The following is an 18,129-nucleotide window of genomic DNA, read 5'->3' on the forward strand; positions in this document are numbered from 1 at the left end:
TCGCGATGCCCCAAACGCCACCATCGCGTCGTACGTAGGAGCGAGCGCCGCTTGCGCGGCGCATCGCGAGCTGCGCTCGCTCCTACGAACCTACGAACGCTTTTATTGCGTCGTGCGAGCAGGGCGGTCGCGCACGTCTGCCATAGGCGTCACTGGCCAGAAACAACCGTAGGAGCGAGCGTAGCTCGCGATGCGCCGCGCGGGCGGCGCTCGGTCTCCCAAGCGCAAAAAATGTCGAGGCGAACCCCCGACGGCGCCCCGTCTCTGCCACACGTCGCTAGCGCAACGGGCCCCCACAAGGCCCATTGCACCGGCGAACCTGCATCAACCCTTGCGGGTCAACAGCGCCGGGCGCTCGCTGCGCGGCCGGCTTGGCAAATCGTCCAGCTGCTCGGGCGTAGGGTAGCGGTCGAGCTTGGATTCCTTGCGGATGATCACAGGCTGGTGTTGCTCACGGCCGTTGCGAACAGCAGGCTCCTGACGTGCAGCGTCGTCACGGGGCGCTGCACGGCCACGGCCGCCGCCATTGTTGTCACGACGTGCGCCACCGCCACCGGCATTGTTACGTGGACGTTTGTCAGCGCCGGCATTGCGTGGCTGGCCGCCACCGTTGCGGCCTTGGCCCTGGCCGCCGCCGTTGTTGCGTTGGCCATTACCCTGGGCCTGTTGACCAGCGCCACCCGGACGGCGGTTGCGGCCTTGGCCTTTGCCATTCTGGTAAGGGCTGACGTAATCGGCGCGGTTTCCGAAGTTGTCGACATCATCATCCAGGAACACTTCCGGATCGCGATCCGCCGGGACTTTTGGCACCTGGCTGTTGCTTGCCTGCTGCGGCTGGCGTGGCTTCTTGTCACGCGGCTTGCGCTGCTGGGGCTGCTTGTCGGCAGGCTTGTCCTTGTCAGCAGGCTTGCTCGCAGCCTGCTGCTTGGCCTTGCCTTTGTCTTTACCCTTGTCCTTGCGCCCGCCATTGGCGTCTTTGCTGCCATCGCCACGCGCCTGCTGATTGCGCCCGCCGCGACCGTTAGGCTGCTGGCGCTCACGCACTTCAGGTTTCTCGGCCTCCACCTGGCTGGCATCGAAGCCCATGAAGTCGCCATCGGGGATCTTCTGCTTGGTCACCCGCTCGATGCTCTTGAGCAGTTTTTCTTCATCAGGCGCAACCATCGAGATGGCTTCGCCCGAGCGGCCCGCGCGCCCGGTACGACCGATGCGGTGGACGTAATCTTCCTCGACGTTGGGCAGCTCGAAGTTGACCACATGGGGCAGCTGGTCGATATCCAGGCCGCGAGCGGCGATATCGGTGGCGACCAGCACACGGACCGAGTTGGCCTTGAAGTCCGCCAGCGCCTTGGTGCGCGCGTTCTGGCTCTTGTTGCCATGGATGGCAGCCGCGGTGAGGCCGTGCTTTTCCAAGTACTCGGCAAGGCGGTTGGCGCCGTGCTTGGTACGGGTGAAGACCAGCACCTGTTCCCAGGCGCCCAGGGTGATCAAGTGGGCCAGCAACGCACGCTTGTGGCTGGCAGGCAGGCGGTACACACGCTGCTCGATGCGCTCGACGGTGGTGTTCGGCGGCGTCACCTCGATGCGTTCGGGGTTGTGCAGCAGCTTGTCGGCGAGGTCGGTGATGTCTTTGGAGAAGGTTGCCGAGAACAGCAGGTTCTGGCGCTTGGCCGGCAGGCGGGCCAGGACCTTCTTGACGTCATGGATGAAGCCCATGTCGAGCATGCGGTCGGCTTCGTCCAGCACCAGGATTTCGACGTGGGCCAGGTCGACCTTGCCTTGTCCGGCCAGGTCGAGCAGGCGCCCCGGGCAGGCGACGAGCACATCGACGCCCTTGGCAATGGCCTGGATCTGCGGGTTCATGCCGACGCCGCCGAAGATGCAGGCGCTGACCAAGGGCAAGTCGCGCGCGTAGACCTTGAAGCTGTCGTGGACCTGGGCGGCCAGCTCGCGGGTTGGCGTGAGCACCAGGACCCGCGGCTGACGGGGGCCGTGGCGCTGGGATTTGTCGGGATGGCCGGCCGGGAACAGACGCTCGAGGATTGGCAAGGCGAAGCCGCCGGTTTTACCAGTACCTGTCTGCGCGGCGACCATCAGGTCGCGGCCTTGCAACACGGCGGGAATGGCCCGCTGTTGCACCGGGGTGGGCTGGGTGTAGCCCGCTGCCTCGATAGCGCGGACAAGAGCCTCGGAGAGACCGAGGGAAGCAAAGGACATGGGCAATCCTGTTCTCGTGTGGGCTGGGCCCGTAGGGATGTTCTGCCTGGCGCGACGGGCATCGAAGGGATGCGATCGCGTCCGGTCCAGCTGGGCTTTCACTGCACATCCGGGAAGCGGAAGCGGGACGCCAGGGGGCGTCGTTGCCGATCGGGATGCCTGTTGCGAGGCCGAGCGTCCGGGCGTGAGCCGGGCGGGAAGGCCCGAGTATAACAGAGCTAACGCAGCGTGCTGCTTTCCTGCTGCTCAACGGCGCCGGCAAGCTCGCCGGCGTCGCCGGTATAGCGTTCGATAATCGCCTGAAACGCCGCTTCGCGCTTGAAACGGCGCAGTTCTTCGGCAAACGCCTGAGCGAGCTGCTCTCGCCCCGGCTTGCGCGCCAGGCCCAGGAACTGCGGCTGCCGGCTGATCAGCAGAGGTAACTCGGCGACCTGCTGGTCGAGTCCGAGCTGCTGCCGCAGGTAGCGTCCGACGCGACGGTCGGTCACCAGCAGGTCGATGCGCCCGCGAATGAGCTTGCCAAAATTGGCCTCATGGCTCGGCGCCGGCTCCCTTCGAAACTCGGCGGAGTCGTTGAACGCCGGGTCGTAGGCGTAGCCCGGTGAAGTGCCAACGGTCAAGCCGGCAAGGTCACTGAGCTGAGTAACCCCATGCGGACGAGCGTTGGCCTGGAACAGCACGAACTCGACGTTGGACATGGGCTCTGCGGGATAGACCATGAACCGTTCGCGCGAATCGATCTGGAACATGTCCATCACCCCATCGGCCTGACCCTGCTCGACCATGGCCAGGCAGCGCTTCCACGGCATGAATTGCCAGTCCACCTCGACGCCCAGACGGCGGAACACCTCGGTGGTGACCTCGTAGTCGATACCTTTGACCTGGCCACCATCGACGAAGATGTAAGGCGCCCAGTCGTCGCTGACCAGGCGCAGGCGTTCACCCAGCGCCATCGGGCTCAGGCAGGTGAGCAACAGGATGCACAACCAGTGGGAGATTTGCGGCATGGCGCGACATTACCGCGTCGCCACAGGCATGGCCAGTCAAGATCAACGCCCGTCAGTTGGGCTCCGTGCCGAGCAAGTGGGCTTCGATGTCCTTGCGCCGACCTCCCAGTGACAGGCGCAGGCTTGGATGACGCAGGCATTGGCGCAGTTGCTCGGGCGCGATGCGGCCAACGCGCTGATTGCGATTTTCCAGCGCCTTGTCCCACCAGGCCGAGGCACAGGCGCGGTCGAATTCATTGGGGTATGGATAGCAGCCATAGAGCAGCTCGCGCGCAAATTGCCGCTCGCCGCTGGGCATGGTCAGGCTCAAGGCCTTGTAACCCAGGCGGTGCAAGGTAGGCGGGCGTGGCAGCTGGTCATTCACCAAGGCCACGTCCGCCAGCGCCGCAGCACACAGCGGATCGTCGCCGTGCTTGCGCAGCCAGGCCTGGATCTTGGCGCGGAACTGCGCTTTGCGGCTCCAGTAGTGATGGATGACGTCGGTGCACTCGGCCAATTCAAGGTTGCGGTAGGCCGCTACGGCCAGGCAGAACTCTTCGAGGGTATAGGCGGTAGGAACCTGCGGATAAAACTCGTCCATCATCGCAATGGAGCGGTCCAGTGCCGCACTGTCTTCGGCGCACAAGCCGATTACGCCTGAATTGATCAACGGCATCTGGCAATCGGCCAGACCGCGCGATTCGAGCGCGCCGAGAAGATTCCTGTACAGCAGGCACTTCTGGTTTTCGCCATACCGCGCGCCGATGGCATTGCACAGCAAGCTGCCCGGACGCACACGCTCGAACAAATGCAATGGCGAGGTGCGGAAGAACGTGTCGGTGTCGATCAGCACCGCCTGGGCGTACTGCTGCAACAACTGCCGCATCAACACGTGCTTGCTGCGAAAGTGGTAGCCGTAGGGTTCGTTCCAGGCCTTGCGAGTCGCCGCATCGAGCACGTGCACGGTGACCGGCAGCTTGCCATAGGGCTGCGGATTGTCGGTATACACCTGAATGTCGATGGCAAGATCGGTCTGGCTTGGCAGCTTCGCCAAGGCGCTGATGATGCTGAAACAGGCCTCCTGATGATAGGTGGCCGGCCCGAATGCCAGGTACACGAGTTGCGGGCGTGATGGCAGTAGATGATGCATGGCGAAAGACCTGTACGAGCCTGAAATGAACAAAGGCCTTAGTCTACGACTAAAGCCTTGAAAGGTTCTGAAGCTGTCGGTGGCAAAAAGTTTCAGCGCGGCAGGTTGAGGTTTTTCCAGATGCTCAGGCTCGCGTCGGCCTGGTTCAGGGTATAGAAGTGCAGCCCTGGTGCCCCGCCTTGCAGCAACTGCTCGCACATACGGGTGATGACTTCCTCGCCGAAGGCCTGGATGCTCGCCGTATCGTCACCGTAGGCTTCGAGCTGCTTGCGGATCCAGCGTGGAATCTCGGCGCCGCAGGCGTCGGAGAAGCGTGCCAGCTTGCTGTAGTTGGTGATCGGCATGATCCCCGGGACTACAGGGATGTCCACGCCCATCTGCCGCACACGCTCGACGAAGTAGAAGTAGCTGTCGGCGTTGAAGAAGTACTGGGTGATGGCACTGTCGGCACCGGCTTTTACCTTGTGCACGAAATTGCGCAGGTCGGCCTCGAAGTTGCGCGCCTGTGGGTGCATCTCCGGATAGGCGGCAACTTCGAGGTGAAAGTGATCACCGCTTTCCTGGCGAATGAATTCGACCAGGTCGCTGGCATAACGCAATTCACCGCTGGCCATGCCCATGCCCGATGGCAGGTCGCCGCGCAGCGCAACGATACGCTTGATGCCGGCCGCCTTGTATTCGGCCAGCAGCGCGCGCAGTTCCTGCTTGGTATCGCCGACGCACGACAGGTGCGGCGCGGCCGGGACCTTCACTTCGTGTTCCAGCTGCAAAACAGTGTTCAGCGTGCGGTCACGGGTGGAACCCCCGGCACCGTAGGTGCAGGAGAAGAAGTCCGGGTTGTAGGCTGCCAGCTGGCGGGCAACGCCCATCAGCTTTTCATGCCCAGCATCGGTCTTGGTGGGAAAGAATTCGAAACTGTAACGGCGTTCTTGGGACATCAGGCGTTCCTCCAGCCGCGAGCTACAAGCCACAAGCTGCGAGCTGCGAGCTGCAAGTAAAAGCCAGATCGGAGAAGGCCGACCTGGCGTGCATCGTCAAAATTTCCGGACTAACCCCCTCAAGCGGCAGCAGCACGGTTCGCTGTTGCTTGCCGCTTGAGGGTCGGAGCTTGCCGCTCCGGGCTTAGTAGCGGTAAGCGTCTGGCTTGAACGGGCCGTCGACGGTAACGCCGATGTACTCGGCCTGCTGCGAGGTCAACTGGGTGACCACGCCGCCGAAGCCGCGGACCATTTCCAGGGCCACTTCTTCGTCGAGCTTCTTCGGCAGCACTTCGACGGTCAGGCGCTCGGCTTTCTTGGCTGCAGGCAGTTCGGCGAACTTCTGCTCGAACAGGAAGATCTGCGCCAGTACCTGGTTGGCGAACGAGCCGTCCATGATGCGGCTTGGGTGACCCGTGGCGTTGCCCAGGTTCACCAGACGGCCTTCGGCCAGCAGAATCAGGTAGTCGTCGTTCTGCGGATCGAACGTGCCAGCGCCGGTACGGTGGATCTTGTGCACCTGCGGCTTGACCTCTTCCCATGCCCAGTTCTTGCGCATGAAGGCAGTGTCGATTTCATTGTCGAAGTGACCGATGTTGCAGACCACGGCGCGCTTCTTCAGCGCCTTGAGCATATTGGCGTCGCAGACATTGACGTTACCGGTGGTGGTGACGATCAGGTCGATGCGGCCCAGCATGTCGGCATTGACGCCCGCTTCGGTGCCGGTGTTGATGCCATCCTTGAACGGCGAAACCACTTCGAAGCCGTCCATGCACGCTTGCATGGCGCAGATCGGGTCGACTTCGGTGACCTTGACGATCATGCCTTCCTGGCGCAGCGACTGTGCCGAGCCCTTGCCCACGTCACCGTAACCGATCACCAGCGCCTGCTTGCCCGACAGCAGGTGGTCGGTGCCGCGCTTGATGGCGTCATTGAGGCTGTGGCGGCAGCCGTACTTGTTGTCGTTCTTGCTCTTGGTGACCGAGTCATTGACGTTGATCGCCGGCACTTTCAGCTCGCCCTTGGCCAGCATGTCCAGCAGGCGGTGCACGCCGGTGGTGGTCTCTTCGGTCACGCCGTGGATCTTCTCCAGCATGGCGGGGTATTTCTTGTGCAGGATCTCGGTCAGGTCGCCGCCGTCGTCCAGCACCATGTTGGCATCCCACGGCTGGCCATCCTTGAGGATGGTCTGCTCGATGCACCACTCGTATTCCTGCTCGGTTTCGCCTTTCCAGGCGAATACCGGAATGCCGGCAGCAGCGATGGCGGCAGCGGCCTGGTCCTGGGTGGAGAAGATGTTGCACGACGACCAGCGCACTTCGGCACCCAGGGCGACCAGGGTTTCGATCAGCACGGCGGTCTGGATGGTCATGTGGATGCAGCCGATGATCTTCGCGCCCTTGAGCGGTTGCTCGGCTTGATACTTACGGCGCAGGCCCATCAGCGCGGGCATTTCCGATTCGGCGATGATGACTTCCTTGCGGCCCCAGTCGGCCAGGGAAATGTCGGCGACCTTGAAGTCGGAAAAACCTGCAGGCGTGTTTACAGCGCTCATGAGAGCCTCCATTCGTAGTGTGCGAATGGGCGCCGTTGTGCGTTAAGCGTTCGCTTGAGCGAACAACGCCCCAACCGAGCCTGACAGGTCGAGCCTGCTGCAGCGCCCCTCGGCTGGGTGGCGGGATGGTCGCCACAGCGGACGACCATTGAAATCGGCAGGGATTATAGCCGCCCCTGGCTGCCACACCCAAGGCTTTCCGTCGATTTATCGCGACCATAGTCGATGATCAATGGAGACACGGCGGCGGCTCTGCCATCATGGCTTGACGTCAGACAAGCCGGCCAGGAGTACAGATGAATTTTCACACCCGCAAGTGGGTCAAGCCCGAAGACCTCAACCCCAACGGCACGCTGTTCGGCGGCAGCCTGTTGCGCTGGATCGACGAAGAGGCGGCGATCTATGCCATCGTCCAGCTGGGCAACCAGCGCGTGGTGACTAAGTACATGTCGGAGATCAACTTCGTCAGTGCTTCGCGCCAGGGTGACATCATCGAGCTGGGCATCACTGCCATCGAATTCGGCCGCACCTCGATCACGCTGAAAGTCGAAGTGCGCAACAAGATCACCCGCAAGAGCATCCTCACGGTCGACAAGATGGTCTTCGTCAATCTCGGCGAAGACGGCTTGCCAGCGGCCCATGGGCGCACCGCGATCAAATACGTGCAGGACCAGTTTCCCGATTCTGCCGTGGAGTAGCGTCGAGGGCCGCAGCGCGGCCCCCGGCACGCTCAAGGCTGTGCGCTGACCTTGCGCACCACGCGGCCGATGCTCAAGCCCTGCACCAGAATCGACGACAGCACGACGATGTAGGTGATCGACAGCAGCAGGTCGCGTTCTTCGCCAAGCGGCAACGACAGCGCCAGGGCGACCGATACCCCGCCACGCAGGCCGCCCCAGGTCAGCACCCGCACGGTGCCTTTGGGCACCGGCCGCCAGCGACGCAGCAGCACGATGGCCGGCGCTACGGTCAGCAACCGTGACAGCAATACCGCCAGGGCCAGCACGCTGCCGGCCGCCAGGTGCAGCCAGTTGAACGGCAGCAGCAACAGTTCCAGGCCGATCAGGGCGAACAACAGGGCGTTGAGCATGTCGTCGATCAGCTCCCAGAAACCGTCCATGTAGCGCCGGGTCATGTCGTTCATGGCCAGGTTGCGCCCCAGGTTGCCGATGATCAGGCCGGCGACCACCATGGCGATTGGCGCCGACACATGCAGTTCGTAGCACATTGCCGAGCCACCGATCACCAGGGCCAGGGTCAGCATGACTTCGACCTGGTACTGCTCGACACTCTTGATCATGCGGTAGGTGGCGTAGCCGATCAGGCCGCCGAACACCACGCCGCCAACTGCCTCGCGGGCGAACAGCAGCGCAGTGTCGGCCACGCTCGGGGTCTCGCCGAGCTGAACGATGCCGAACAATACGGTGAACACCACCACAGCGGTGCCGTCGTTGAACAACGACTCGCCGACGATGGTGGTTTTCAGTGGTTTGGGCGCATTGGCGGTGCGCAGCGCACCCAGCACGGCAATCGGGTCGGTAGGCGAAATCAGCGCACCGAACAGCAGGCAGTAGATCAGCGGCACCTGCCAGCCGAACAGGGCGAACACCCAGTGCGACAGGTAGCCGATCACCACGGTGGCGATCAGCACGCCCACCGTGGCCAGCAAGCCGATCGGCCAGCGGTAGCTGCGCAGGTCGCTGAGGTTGACGTGCAAGGCACCGGCGAACAACAGGAACGCCAGCATCCAGTGCATCAGCAGGTCATTGAAGTCGATCTGGTTCATCAGGCTCTCGACGCGCGCCTCCAACCCAGGGAAGCCGATCAGGCTCAAACCCTGCAGCATCAGGGAGAACAGCAGCGCCGTGACCATCACGCCGATGGCCGGCGGCAGGCCGATGAAGCGGTAATTGACGTAGGTGAGGAGGGTGGTGAGGCAGATAAACGCGGCAACTAGTTCAAGCATCCCGAATCCTGTGACAGTGGCTTCCAAGTCGTTACCCGAATGACTCGGGCAGTTCTTTGATGATCTGACGAGGGGGTCGGGACACAGCTTTTGACCGGAATTGTTCGATTCGTTCCCGCAGGAAGCCCGCGTTGCCTACCCTGATCATGGGTGGCTACAAGTTTGGCAAGGCATGCGAATGGGGCAGTGCAGCGCTTGTCGTCGCCGCCAAGAACCTTTCGTCGTGCCAGGACTCCTAGCTTGCACAGTCTATCCCCCTGTCTTGAACACTGAACAAGGAGTTGTGCAGATGACGGTTGCCCTGTGGTGCATTCTGATCGCTCTGTTCCTGGCGCCACTGTGCGCGCTGATCGCCAAGCTCAGCAGTGGCCGCTTCGGCATGCGCGACAACCATGACCCGCGTGCTTTTCTCGACACCCTCTCGGGCTTGCCCCGACGCGCCCATTCGGCGCAGCAGAACAGCTACGAAGCGTTCCCGGCCTTCGCCGCGGCAGTCTTGGTAGCCGATATCGTCGGCAATGCCGACCAGGTGACCCAGGATGTGCTGGCGGTGATGTACATCACCAGCCGCTTGCTCTACATCATCTGCTACCTGGCAGACTGGGCGGCGTTGCGCTCGCTGGTCTGGTTCGCGGGCTTGGCGCTGATCGTGTCGTTCTTCATCGTCTCGGTTTAAGCAGCTTGCCGCTTGCCGCTCAGGGCGTCTGGGGGAGCTCGGGGAGGGGTTTGCCCTTTGGCCAGAGCATCCAGATCTGCCCTTGTTGCTTCATGTTGCCCGCCAGCTCGCCAGCTTCAGGGCCGGTGCCCCAGAACAGGTCGGCGCGTACTTCCCCGGCGATCGCGCCGCCAGTGTCCTGGGCGCCTACTGGGCGCACCACAGGCGTGCCGTCAGGGCGAGTGGTCGACAGCCACAACAGGCTGCCAAGGGGGATCACCTTGCGGTCGATTGCTACGCTGTAGCCAGCGGTCAATGGTACGTTGAGCGAGCCACGCGGGCCTTCGTTGCTGTCTGGGCGGGTGCTGAAGAACACATAGCTCGGGTTGCTGGCCAACAGTTCCGGTACGCGTTGCGGATTGGCCACGGCCCAGGCATGGATGGCGCCCATGCTCACGTCTTCTTTCTTCAGCTGGCCTTGCTCGACCAGCCAGCGACCGATGGGCCGATAGGGGTGTCCGTTCTGGTCGGCGTAGCCCAGGCGCATCTGTCGGCCATTTTCCAGTTGTATACGGCCCGAACCCTGGATCTGCAGAAACTGCAGGTCCATCGGGTCGGTCAGCCATGCCAGCACCGGCGCCTTGACGCCCTGCAGGTTGATCACCTCGGCGCTGTCGTAGGGTTTGAGCACGCGGCCTTCCAGGCGTCCACGCAGGCGCTTGCCCTTGAGCTCGGGGTATACGCTGGCAAGATCGACCACCACCATGTCTTCCGGCACGCCGTAAACAGGCACCTGCGCGTTCTCGGTACGTTCGAGGCTGCCGGGGTAGACCGGCTCGTAGTAGCCGGTGATCAGCCCATTGGCGTTGTTTTCGGCAGAGCGCAGACCGTACACCTGCAGGTTTTGCTCCAGGAATGTGCGCACTTGCGCGGCACTTGCCTGGGCGCTGCCGGCCGCCTGGCAGGTGTCGGCCCAGACCGGATCGCGCTTGAGCTTTTCGCAGCCACTGCGCCAGGCGTAGAAGCCGGCCAGCAGGTCATCATCGCTGACGGTCGGCAGGTCTTTCCAGGTCGCCGGGGCGTAGGTGGCGATGGCGTGTGGCTCGGGCTTGGCGCTCTCGCCGCCGTTGCAGCCGGCCAGCAGCGCGAGGGCCGGAAGTGTCCAGGCCAGATGGCGCAGGGCAGATTTCATCGATGGATACCTGTGCTGGGCGAGCATGAAGATTCGCCCCTGTTATTTATGTGGCTATTGGTCTTTATCCGGCGGCCAGCGATACTGGCGGCCCATTTGCGTAGCCCGAAGTGACCCTGATGTTCAAGCGATCGACCGTTGTACTGCTCGCCGCCCTTGCCCTGACCGCGTGTGATCGCGTCGACCCGGACTCGCCATTGGGCAAGCGCGAGGCGATCTTCAAGGACATGCTCAAGACCAGCGAGGACATGGGCGGCATGCTGCGTGGCCGCTTGCCGTTCGACGGCGCGAAGTTCGCCCAGGGGGCGGTGAAACTCGACGGCCTGGCCCATGCGCCCTGGCAGCACTTCCCGCAGGTGCGCGATGCCGGCGCCAGCAGTGCCCGGGCCGAAGTCTGGCAGCGTCAGGCGCGCTTTCAGGCGCTGGCCCGTGAGCTTGAGGGCGCAACCGGGGCGCTGCTTGCCGTGACCCGCGCCCAACCTCTGCAGGCCGCGCAATTGCAAGCGCCGATGAACAAGGTCGAAGCTGCCTGCAAAGCCTGTCATAACGAATTTCGCAATCACTGATCGCTTGCCCGAGCGCGTGGACGATCACATCAGCGGTCGAGGTCGTCCACGGCTTCCTGCAGCTCCTTGCGCGACTCGGCGAGTTTGTCCTTGCGCTTGTTGATCTTTTCCGCGTCGCCCTTCTTCTCGGCCTTTTTCAGGTCTTTTTCGCGCTGGGCGACTTCATGGCGAGCATCGAGCACTTTCTGCTCTCGCTCTTTGCGCAAGCCTGCCTCGGTGCAGTTGTCGACGCCACGCAAGGCTTCTTCAAGCCCTGCTACCTGGCCGCTGTTGCCATGATCGCGGGCGATTTTCAGCTGGTTTTCGATGGCGCTGCGCTTGGCGGCGCAACCGGTCAGGCCAGCGTCGGGTTGCGCGGCTTGGGCAGCAGAGGCAGCCAGACCGACGGCGCTGAGCAGCGCCAAGGTGGAAAGCAGTTTCATCAAAGCCTCCTTGTGGGGGCAGGGCAGCAAAAGTTGCGGCAAATCGTGCCTTGGTTTTACTGATTTAGAAACCCTTCCCAAGCATTTCTGAAACAATCCGCAGGTTTTCCCGCACCGTTATTTTGTTAAAACTCATTGCCTGGTACACCGCCAGCTTCGCTGAACCCCTCGATGCCCAATGCGTTTAGCTGCAGCGCCAGCGCCTGCACGGGTTCGGCGGTAAAGAAAGCCTGCAGCTGCTTGGCTCGTGTTGGCCCGATGCCGGGTAGCGCCTCCCAATCGCCACGGCGCCGATCGGCCAGGCTGGCCCAGTCGTGCGCCAGTGGCAGATCACCCGGCAGCGGTGCGCCAAGGCCAACGAGCCAGCGTTTGAACGGGCGCCTGCGACCCGACGCGAAGCTGCGCTGCAGGTTCTCGGCACGGTCCTGGCCGATACCCGGCAGGCGCATCAAGCGGCTGGCGTCCAGCGTCAGCCAGTCCGCAAGTGAGGTGACCAGCCCCGCTTCCACCAGCTGGCGCCAGGTACCAGGGCCGGTACCGGGTATGGCCAGCCCCTGTTTACCGCTGAGCCAGGTGAGGCGGGCGATGAACTGCTCGGTGCACGGCTCGCTGAGCTGCCAGCAGGTCAGCGCATCGTACTGACCCGGTAGTGGCGCCGACACCGCCCCGCGCTCGGCCGCGCGATGCACCACCTGCTCGAAGCGCGGGATGGTCAGGCCCGCGAGGCTGATGGCGACCTGGTCGCCCGGGGCGATGTCGAGCGCCTGCCAGCGGGCCAGCGAACCTAGACTGACCTGACTGACCTGACGATCGTCCAAGCGCACCGGCTGCAACAGCAAGACCGGCGTGATGCGCCCTGTTCGGCCTACGCGAAACTGCACGTCACGCACCTCCGTCATGGCTTGGGCGAACGGGTATTTCCAGGCGGCAATCCAGTAGGGCGCATTGACCTGCCAACGTTCAGCTGGCGGCCGCGCGTTTTGCCGCAGTATCACCCCGTCGGAGGCGAACGGCAGGCCTGTGCGGTACCAGTGCAGGCGCCAGCGTGCGACGTCTTCGGCACGGTTGGTGGCGACACTGAAGTGCTGGCTGTCGGCGAAGCCCAATGCAGCCAGACGAGCCATGCGCTGGCCTTGGTCATTCGGCCCCTGCGGCCAGTCCCAGACGAACAGGCCAATGCCAGCGGCTTGCTCCACGCTCAACCGCTTGCGCGTCAGCAGCCCGGCAACGGCACTGCGCGCGTTGACGCTGCCGGCCGTCGCCTGGACATGATCGCGCAAGCGCAGGTACAACTCGCCTTGCAAGGTCAGGTCCAACGGTTCGGGCAGGGTGCGGTTGATTGCTTCGAGTGTATCGATATGCCGGCTCCAGTCGTGTCCTTGGCTGCCATCACCACGGCTGAGCAACTGCACCAAGTGCCCCTGGCGGTAGATCAGGCTGACAGCCACGCCATCCACCTTCGGTTGCAACCAGACCCCGACCTTGCCCTTCATCCAGGTGCGCACGGCTTGCTCATCCGCCAATTTGGCGACGCCCGTGTGAGGGACGGGGTGGGCAACCGGTCCGCGGGCGCTGGCCAGCGAGTTCAACGCGCGGTCCGGACCAAAGCACGCCTGCAGCTGCAGCAGGCGCTGGCGAGCCTGGTCGTAGAGCTCGTCGGGCACCAGGGCTTTGCCCAGCCGGTGATAGTGGTCGTCCCATTGCTCGACGCTTGTGCGCAGACGGTCGATCTCTGCCTGGGCGCGATCGGCAGGCCAGGGCGGGCAGGTGTCGGCCTGAACGTCAAAGGCGAAAAGCGACAATAAGAACAGCAGCAACGGCATGGCCAGCATCCTTGCGTGGCACTGAGGAAGCCTTAGCCTAGGCAACCTTCGCGAGCATTGCGCCGCGCAGTTGTCAGACGATATGTCATGAAAAAGCCCCTGCCGATCGCTCGGCAGGGGCTTTCGTTCAACGCTGCAGGAAAACTTACAGGCCGGCAGCGTCGCGCAGCGACTGGGCGCGGTCGGTGCGCTCCCAGGTGAAGGTGGTGAAGGTGTCGTCACCCACGGTCTTCTGCTGTGGCTCGCGGCCGAAGTGGCCGTAGGCCGCGGTCTCCTGGTACATCGGGTGCAGCAGGTCGAGCATCTTGGTGATGGCATAAGGGCGCAGGTCGAAGCACTCGCGCACCAGCTGGATGATCTTGTCGTCGGACACTTTGCCGGTGCCGAAGGTGTTGATCGAGATCGACGTCGGCTGGGCCACGCCGATGGCGTAGGACACCTGGATCTCGCAGCGCTCGGCTAGGCCGGCGGCGACGATGTTCTTGGCCACGTAGCGCCCGGCGTAGGCGGCCGAGCGGTCGACTTTCGACGGGTCCTTGCCGGAGAACGCGCCACCACCGTGACGGGCCATGCCGCCGTAGGAGTCGACGATGATCTTGCGCCCGGTCAGGCCGCAGTCGCCCACCGGGCCACCGATGATGAAGTTGCCGGTCGGGTTGATGTGGAACTGCGTGCCCTTGTGCAGCAGCTCTGCCGGCAAGGTGTGCTTGACGATCAGCTCCATGACCGCTTCTTGCAGGTCTTTCTGCGAAACTTCAGGGTTGTGCTGGGTCGACAGAACCACCGCATCGATGCCCACGACCTTGCCATTCTCATAGCGGCAGGTGACCTGCGACTTGGCATCCGGGCGCAGCCATGGCAGCAGGCCGGACTTGCGCGCCTCGGCCTGGCGCTCGACCAGGCGGTGCGAGAAGCAGATCGGCGCTGGCATCAGCACGTCGGTTTCGTTGCTGGCGTAACCGAACATCAGGCCTTGGTCGCCTGCGCCCTGGTCTTCCGGCTTGGAGCGGTCGACGCCCTGGGCGATGTCCACCGACTGCTTGCCGATGATGTTCATGACCGCGCAGGTAGCGCCGTCGAAGCCGACGTCGGAGCTGTTGTAGCCGATGTCGATGATGACCTTGCGCACCAGCTCTTCGAGGTCGACCCAGGCGGAGGTGGTAACTTCGCCGGCGATGATTGCAACGCCAGTCTTGACCAGGGTTTCGCACGCGACGCGGGCGTATTTGTCCTGGGTGATGATGGCATCGAGCACCGCGTCAGAAATCTGGTCGGCGATCTTGTCCGGATGCCCTTCGGACACGGACTCGGAGGTGAAAAGGGAGTATTCGCTCATCTCGAAGGGTTCCTAAATTTACCGATGGTGAATGTCGCCAGCGGTCTGCTGAAAATGGCGGACCTGTAACTGGAAACCGTTACGCAAGCCCACATAGAGGCTGTCCCCGGGAACGAGCCCGGCAGCTGTGGCCCAACGGGCCAGGTCTTCCTGTTCGAAACCAAGCCAGAGGTCGCCGCAGGCCTGCCGCGCCCAACCTTGATCATGGCTGCACAGTTCGGTCACCAGCAGGCTGCCGCCTGCCTTGACCCGTTTGGCCAGCTGCTGCAGGGCCGCGGCCGGGTCGCTGAAGTGGTGCAGGACCATGTTCAGCACAACGCAGTCGGCTTCGGCAGCCGTTGCACCCAGTGCATCGGCCAACTGCAGGTTTACATTACCCAGACCTTCACGCTCGCACACCTGGCGCGCGAGCTCGAGCATGGTCGAGCTGTTGTCCAGCGCGGTGACCTGGGCGAAGCGCCGGGCCAGGTCAGGCAGGAAACCGCCATCGCCCGGGCCCACCTCGAGCACACTGGCGCCTGCCGGGAAGTTGAGCTTGTCGAGCAGCGCCAGCAGGCTTTCGCGGTATTGCGGCAAGCCGGCGATGAGGTCCTGCTGGGCACGGAACTTCTCTTCCACACGCAGGAAGAAGTCCTGGCTGGTGACGGCGCGGCGCTGTTGTACCTGGGCGATGCGCGCCTGCACCTCGGCGGGCAAGGTCAGGTGGTCGACCTCGTCCAGCAAGGCGCTGTGCAGGCGGCCGCCCAGGCGTTGGCTGTCGGGCAGGGCGCGGCGGTAAAAGATCGCATTGCCTTCGCGGCGCGTCGCCACCAGCTCGGCCTGGGCCAGCACTTTGAGGTGATGGCTCATGCCGGACTGGCCGACCCCGAAAATCTGCGCCAGCTCCAGCACGCCAAACGAATCGCTGGCCAACGCGCGCAGTACGTTCAGGCGCAACTCATCGCCACTGGCTTTGCATAAGGCAGCCAATGTGTCGCTTTGCTGGGGAATCGATTGCGCACGAAGGTTCATGGGGCGGCAGTCTAGTCAGGCCAGCCTGCCCCCGCAAGGCCAATATCAAAAAGTTTTGATATTGGGATGAGCACGCAAGCTTGAAGCTTGCAGCTTAAATGTTTGCCCCCAGCCCCCGCAGTGGGCGAAAATGGTCGTCTTTTTCGTGACACCACTTTTTCAAGCCCCAGGAGATCAGCGATGCCCAGCCGTCGTGAACGTGCCAACGCCATTCGTGCCCTCAGCATGGATGCCGTGCAAAAGGCCAACAGCGGCCACCCAGGTGCCCCCATGGGCATGGCGGATATCGCCGAAGTGCTTTGGCGCGACTATCTGAAACACAACCCGAGCAACCCCAAGTTCGCTGACCGCGACCGCTTCGTGCTGTCCAACGGCCACGGCTCGATGCTCATCTATTCGCTGCTGCACCTGACCGGCTACGACCTGTCGATCGACGACCTCAAGGGTTTCCGCCAGTTGCACAGCCGCACCCCTGGCCACCCTGAGTTCGGCTACACCCCGGGGGTCGAGACCACCACCGGTCCGCTCGGCCAGGGCCTGGCCAATGCCGTGGGCTTCGCCCTGGCGGAAAAAGTCATGGCGGCCCAGTTCAACCGTGACGGCCATGACATCGTCGACCACCACACTTACGTGTTCCTTGGCGACGGCTGCATGATGGAAGGCATTTCCCACGAAGTCGCCTCGCTGGCCGGCACCCTGGGCCTGAACAAGCTGATCGCCTTCTACGACGACAATGGCATCTCCATCGACGGCGAAGTGCACGGCTGGTTCACCGACAACACCCCAGCGCGCTTCGAAGCGTACAACTGGCAAGTGGTGCGCAACGTCAACGGCCACGATGCCGAAGAGATCAAGATGGCCATCGAGACGGCGCGCAAGAGCGACCGCCCGACCCTGATCTGCTGCAAGACCACCATCGGCTTCGGCTCGCCGAACAAGCAGGGCAAGGAAGATTGCCACGGCGCACCGCTGGGCAATGACGAAATCGCCCTGACCCGCCAGGCCCTGAACTGGAACCACGGTCCGTTCGAGATCCCGGCCGACATCTACGCCGAATGGGATGCCAAGGATGCCGGCGCCAAGGCCGAAGCCGACTGGAACCAGCGTTTCGATGCCTATGCCAAGGCTTACCCGGAGCTGGCAGCCGAGTTCAAGCGCCGTGATGGCGGTGAGCTGCCGGCCGACTTCAGCCAGAAAGCCCAGGCTTACATCGAAGAAGTGGCCGCCAAAGGTGAAACCATCGCCAGCCGCAAGGCCAGCCAGAATGCCCTGAATGCATTCGGCCCGCTGTTGCCTGAGCTGCTCGGTGGCTCTGCCGACCTGGCCGGTTCCAACCTCACCCTGTGGAAAGGCTGCAAGGGCGTCGAAGCCGGCGATGCCAGCGGCAACTACGTGTTCTACGGCGTGCGCGAGTTCGGCATGACCGCGATCATGAACGGTGTCGCCCTGCATGGCGGCCTGGTGCCTTACGGCGCTACCTTCCTGATGTTCATGGAATACGCCCGCAATGCCGTGCGCATGTCGGCGCTGATGAAACAACGCGTGATCCATGTCTACACCCACGACTCCATCGGCCTGGGCGAAGACGGTCCGACCCACCAGCCGATCGAGCAACTGACCAGCCTGCGCAGCACGCCGAACCTGGACACCTGGCGTCCGGCCGACGCGGTGGAATCCGCTGTGTCCTGGAAAAACGCCCTGGAGCGCAAGGACGGTCCGTCGGCGCTGATCTTCTCGCGTCAGAACCTGCAGCATCAGGAGCGTGATGCTCAGCAGATCGCCGCCATCAGCCGCGGTGGCTACGTGCTCAAGGATTGCGCCGGCGAGCCTGAGCTGATCCTGATCGCCACCGGTTCGGAAGTGGGCCTGGCCGTTCAGGCCCATGCCAAGCTGACCGAACAAGGCCGTCAGGTACGCGTCGTGTCGATGCCGTGCACCAGCGTGTTCGATGCCCAGGACGCCGCGTACAAGCAGTCGGTACTGCCGGTCGAAGTGGGCTCGCGCATCGCCATCGAAGCTGCCCATGCCGACTTCTGGTACAAGTACGTGGGCCTGGAAGGCCGCGTCATCGGCATGACCACCTACGGCGAGTCGGCGCCTGCCGGCGCGTTGTTCGAGGAGTTCGGCTTCACCCTGGAAAACATCCTGGGCACTGCCGAAGAGCTGCTGGAAGACTGATGTAACGAGTGAGGGCGGTAACGCCCTCCATCGCGACGCAAGGCCGCTGCCACAGGTACCGCGCAACCCGTTACAGGCGCGGTGCCTGTGGCAGC

The 18,129-nt window shown here is 63.4% G+C and carries 15 protein-coding genes and 1 riboswitch; of the genes, 4 read left to right on the forward strand and 11 right to left on the reverse strand.

All coding sequences use genetic code 11. The features are described from left to right. Positions 1-324 precede the first annotated feature (324 nt). The 5 genes from FS665_RS14820 to ahcY all read right to left on the reverse strand — a co-directional run bounded on the left by FS665_RS14820 (position 325) and on the right by ahcY (position 6,885). A complete protein-coding gene (locus tag FS665_RS14820; RefSeq protein WP_145189748.1) occupies positions 325-2,217 on the reverse strand; it encodes a DEAD/DEAH box helicase in 1,893 nt (630 codons plus the stop codon). Between the two features lie 218 nt (positions 2,218-2,435). Next, positions 2,436-3,224, reverse strand: coding sequence for an ABC transporter substrate-binding protein (locus tag FS665_RS14825; protein WP_145189751.1), 789 nt, complete (start codon positions 3,222-3,224; stop codon positions 2,436-2,438). Between the two features lie 52 nt (positions 3,225-3,276). Beyond that, positions 3,277-4,353 (reverse strand): hypothetical protein, encoded by a 1,077-nt coding sequence (locus FS665_RS14830; RefSeq protein ID WP_145189754.1) that lies wholly within the window; start codon positions 4,351-4,353, stop codon positions 3,277-3,279. Between the two features lie 92 nt (positions 4,354-4,445). Beyond that, complete coding sequence (gene metF, locus FS665_RS14835; RefSeq protein ID WP_256675102.1) at positions 4,446-5,294, reverse strand: methylenetetrahydrofolate reductase [NAD(P)H]; 849 nt, start codon at positions 5,292-5,294, stop codon at positions 4,446-4,448. Between the two features lie 181 nt (positions 5,295-5,475). Continuing rightward, positions 5,476-6,885, reverse strand: coding sequence for an adenosylhomocysteinase (gene ahcY, locus FS665_RS14840; protein ID WP_145189760.1), 1,410 nt, complete (start codon positions 6,883-6,885; stop codon positions 5,476-5,478). A 20-nt stretch (positions 6,886-6,905) separates the two neighbouring features. Then, a riboswitch (S-adenosyl-L-homocysteine riboswitch) is annotated at positions 6,906-7,002 on the reverse strand. 179 nt (positions 7,003-7,181) lie between these two features. On the opposite strand from ahcY, the gene FS665_RS14845 reads away from it, so the two are divergent. Then, complete coding sequence (locus tag FS665_RS14845) at positions 7,182-7,583, forward strand: hotdog domain-containing protein (RefSeq protein WP_145189763.1); 402 nt, start codon at positions 7,182-7,184, stop codon at positions 7,581-7,583. A 32-nt stretch (positions 7,584-7,615) separates the two neighbouring features. Here FS665_RS14845 and FS665_RS14850 read toward each other — a convergent pair whose 3' ends face one another. Then, positions 7,616-8,851 carry a sodium:proton antiporter gene (locus FS665_RS14850; RefSeq protein WP_145189766.1) on the reverse strand — a complete coding sequence of 412 codons (1,236 nt, stop codon included), beginning with the start codon at positions 8,849-8,851 and terminating at the stop codon, positions 7,616-7,618. Positions 8,852-9,140: 289 nt separating this feature from the next. Between FS665_RS14850 and FS665_RS14855 the strand changes: the two genes are divergently transcribed. Beyond that, complete coding sequence (locus tag FS665_RS14855; RefSeq protein WP_145189769.1) at positions 9,141-9,527, forward strand: MAPEG family protein; 387 nt, start codon at positions 9,141-9,143, stop codon at positions 9,525-9,527. Between the two features lie 19 nt (positions 9,528-9,546). Here FS665_RS14855 and FS665_RS14860 read toward each other — a convergent pair whose 3' ends face one another. After that, on the reverse strand, positions 9,547-10,698 hold the full coding sequence (locus FS665_RS14860) for a murein transglycosylase A (protein WP_145189772.1): 1,152 nt from the start codon (positions 10,696-10,698) through the stop codon (positions 9,547-9,549). Positions 10,699-10,817: 119 nt separating this feature from the next. Here FS665_RS14860 and FS665_RS14865 point away from each other — a divergent pair, with 119 nt between their 5' ends. Continuing rightward, on the forward strand, positions 10,818-11,264 hold the full coding sequence (locus tag FS665_RS14865; protein WP_145189775.1) for a cytochrome c: 447 nt from the start codon (positions 10,818-10,820) through the stop codon (positions 11,262-11,264). 29 nt (positions 11,265-11,293) lie between these two features. Here the strand turns inward: FS665_RS14865 and FS665_RS14870 are convergent, their stop codons facing one another. The 4 genes from FS665_RS14870 to FS665_RS14885 all read right to left on the reverse strand — a co-directional run bounded on the left by FS665_RS14870 (position 11,294) and on the right by FS665_RS14885 (position 15,856). Further along, positions 11,294-11,686, reverse strand: coding sequence for a DUF1090 domain-containing protein (locus FS665_RS14870; RefSeq protein ID WP_145189778.1), 393 nt, complete (start codon positions 11,684-11,686; stop codon positions 11,294-11,296). Positions 11,687-11,811: 125 nt separating this feature from the next. After that, a complete protein-coding gene (gene ligB / locus FS665_RS14875; RefSeq protein WP_145189780.1) occupies positions 11,812-13,509 on the reverse strand; it encodes an NAD-dependent DNA ligase LigB in 1,698 nt (565 codons plus the stop codon). A gap of 145 nt (positions 13,510-13,654) precedes the next feature. Then, entirely contained in the window at positions 13,655-14,845 is a 1,191-nt protein-coding gene (metK, locus tag FS665_RS14880) for a methionine adenosyltransferase (RefSeq protein ID WP_145189783.1), read from the reverse strand. An 18-nt stretch (positions 14,846-14,863) separates the two neighbouring features. Continuing rightward, a complete protein-coding gene (locus FS665_RS14885) occupies positions 14,864-15,856 on the reverse strand; it encodes a metalloregulator ArsR/SmtB family transcription factor (protein ID WP_145189786.1) in 993 nt (330 codons plus the stop codon). Between the two features lie 180 nt (positions 15,857-16,036). On the opposite strand from FS665_RS14885, the gene tkt reads away from it, so the two are divergent. Next, positions 16,037-18,034 carry a transketolase gene (tkt, locus tag FS665_RS14890; protein WP_145189789.1) on the forward strand — a complete coding sequence of 666 codons (1,998 nt, stop codon included), beginning with the start codon at positions 16,037-16,039 and terminating at the stop codon, positions 18,032-18,034. Positions 18,035-18,129: the final 95 nt, after the last annotated feature.

Source organism: Pseudomonas sp. URMO17WK12:I11 (assembly GCF_007677725.1).
Classification (GTDB): Bacteria; Pseudomonadota; Gammaproteobacteria; order Pseudomonadales; family Pseudomonadaceae; genus Aquipseudomonas.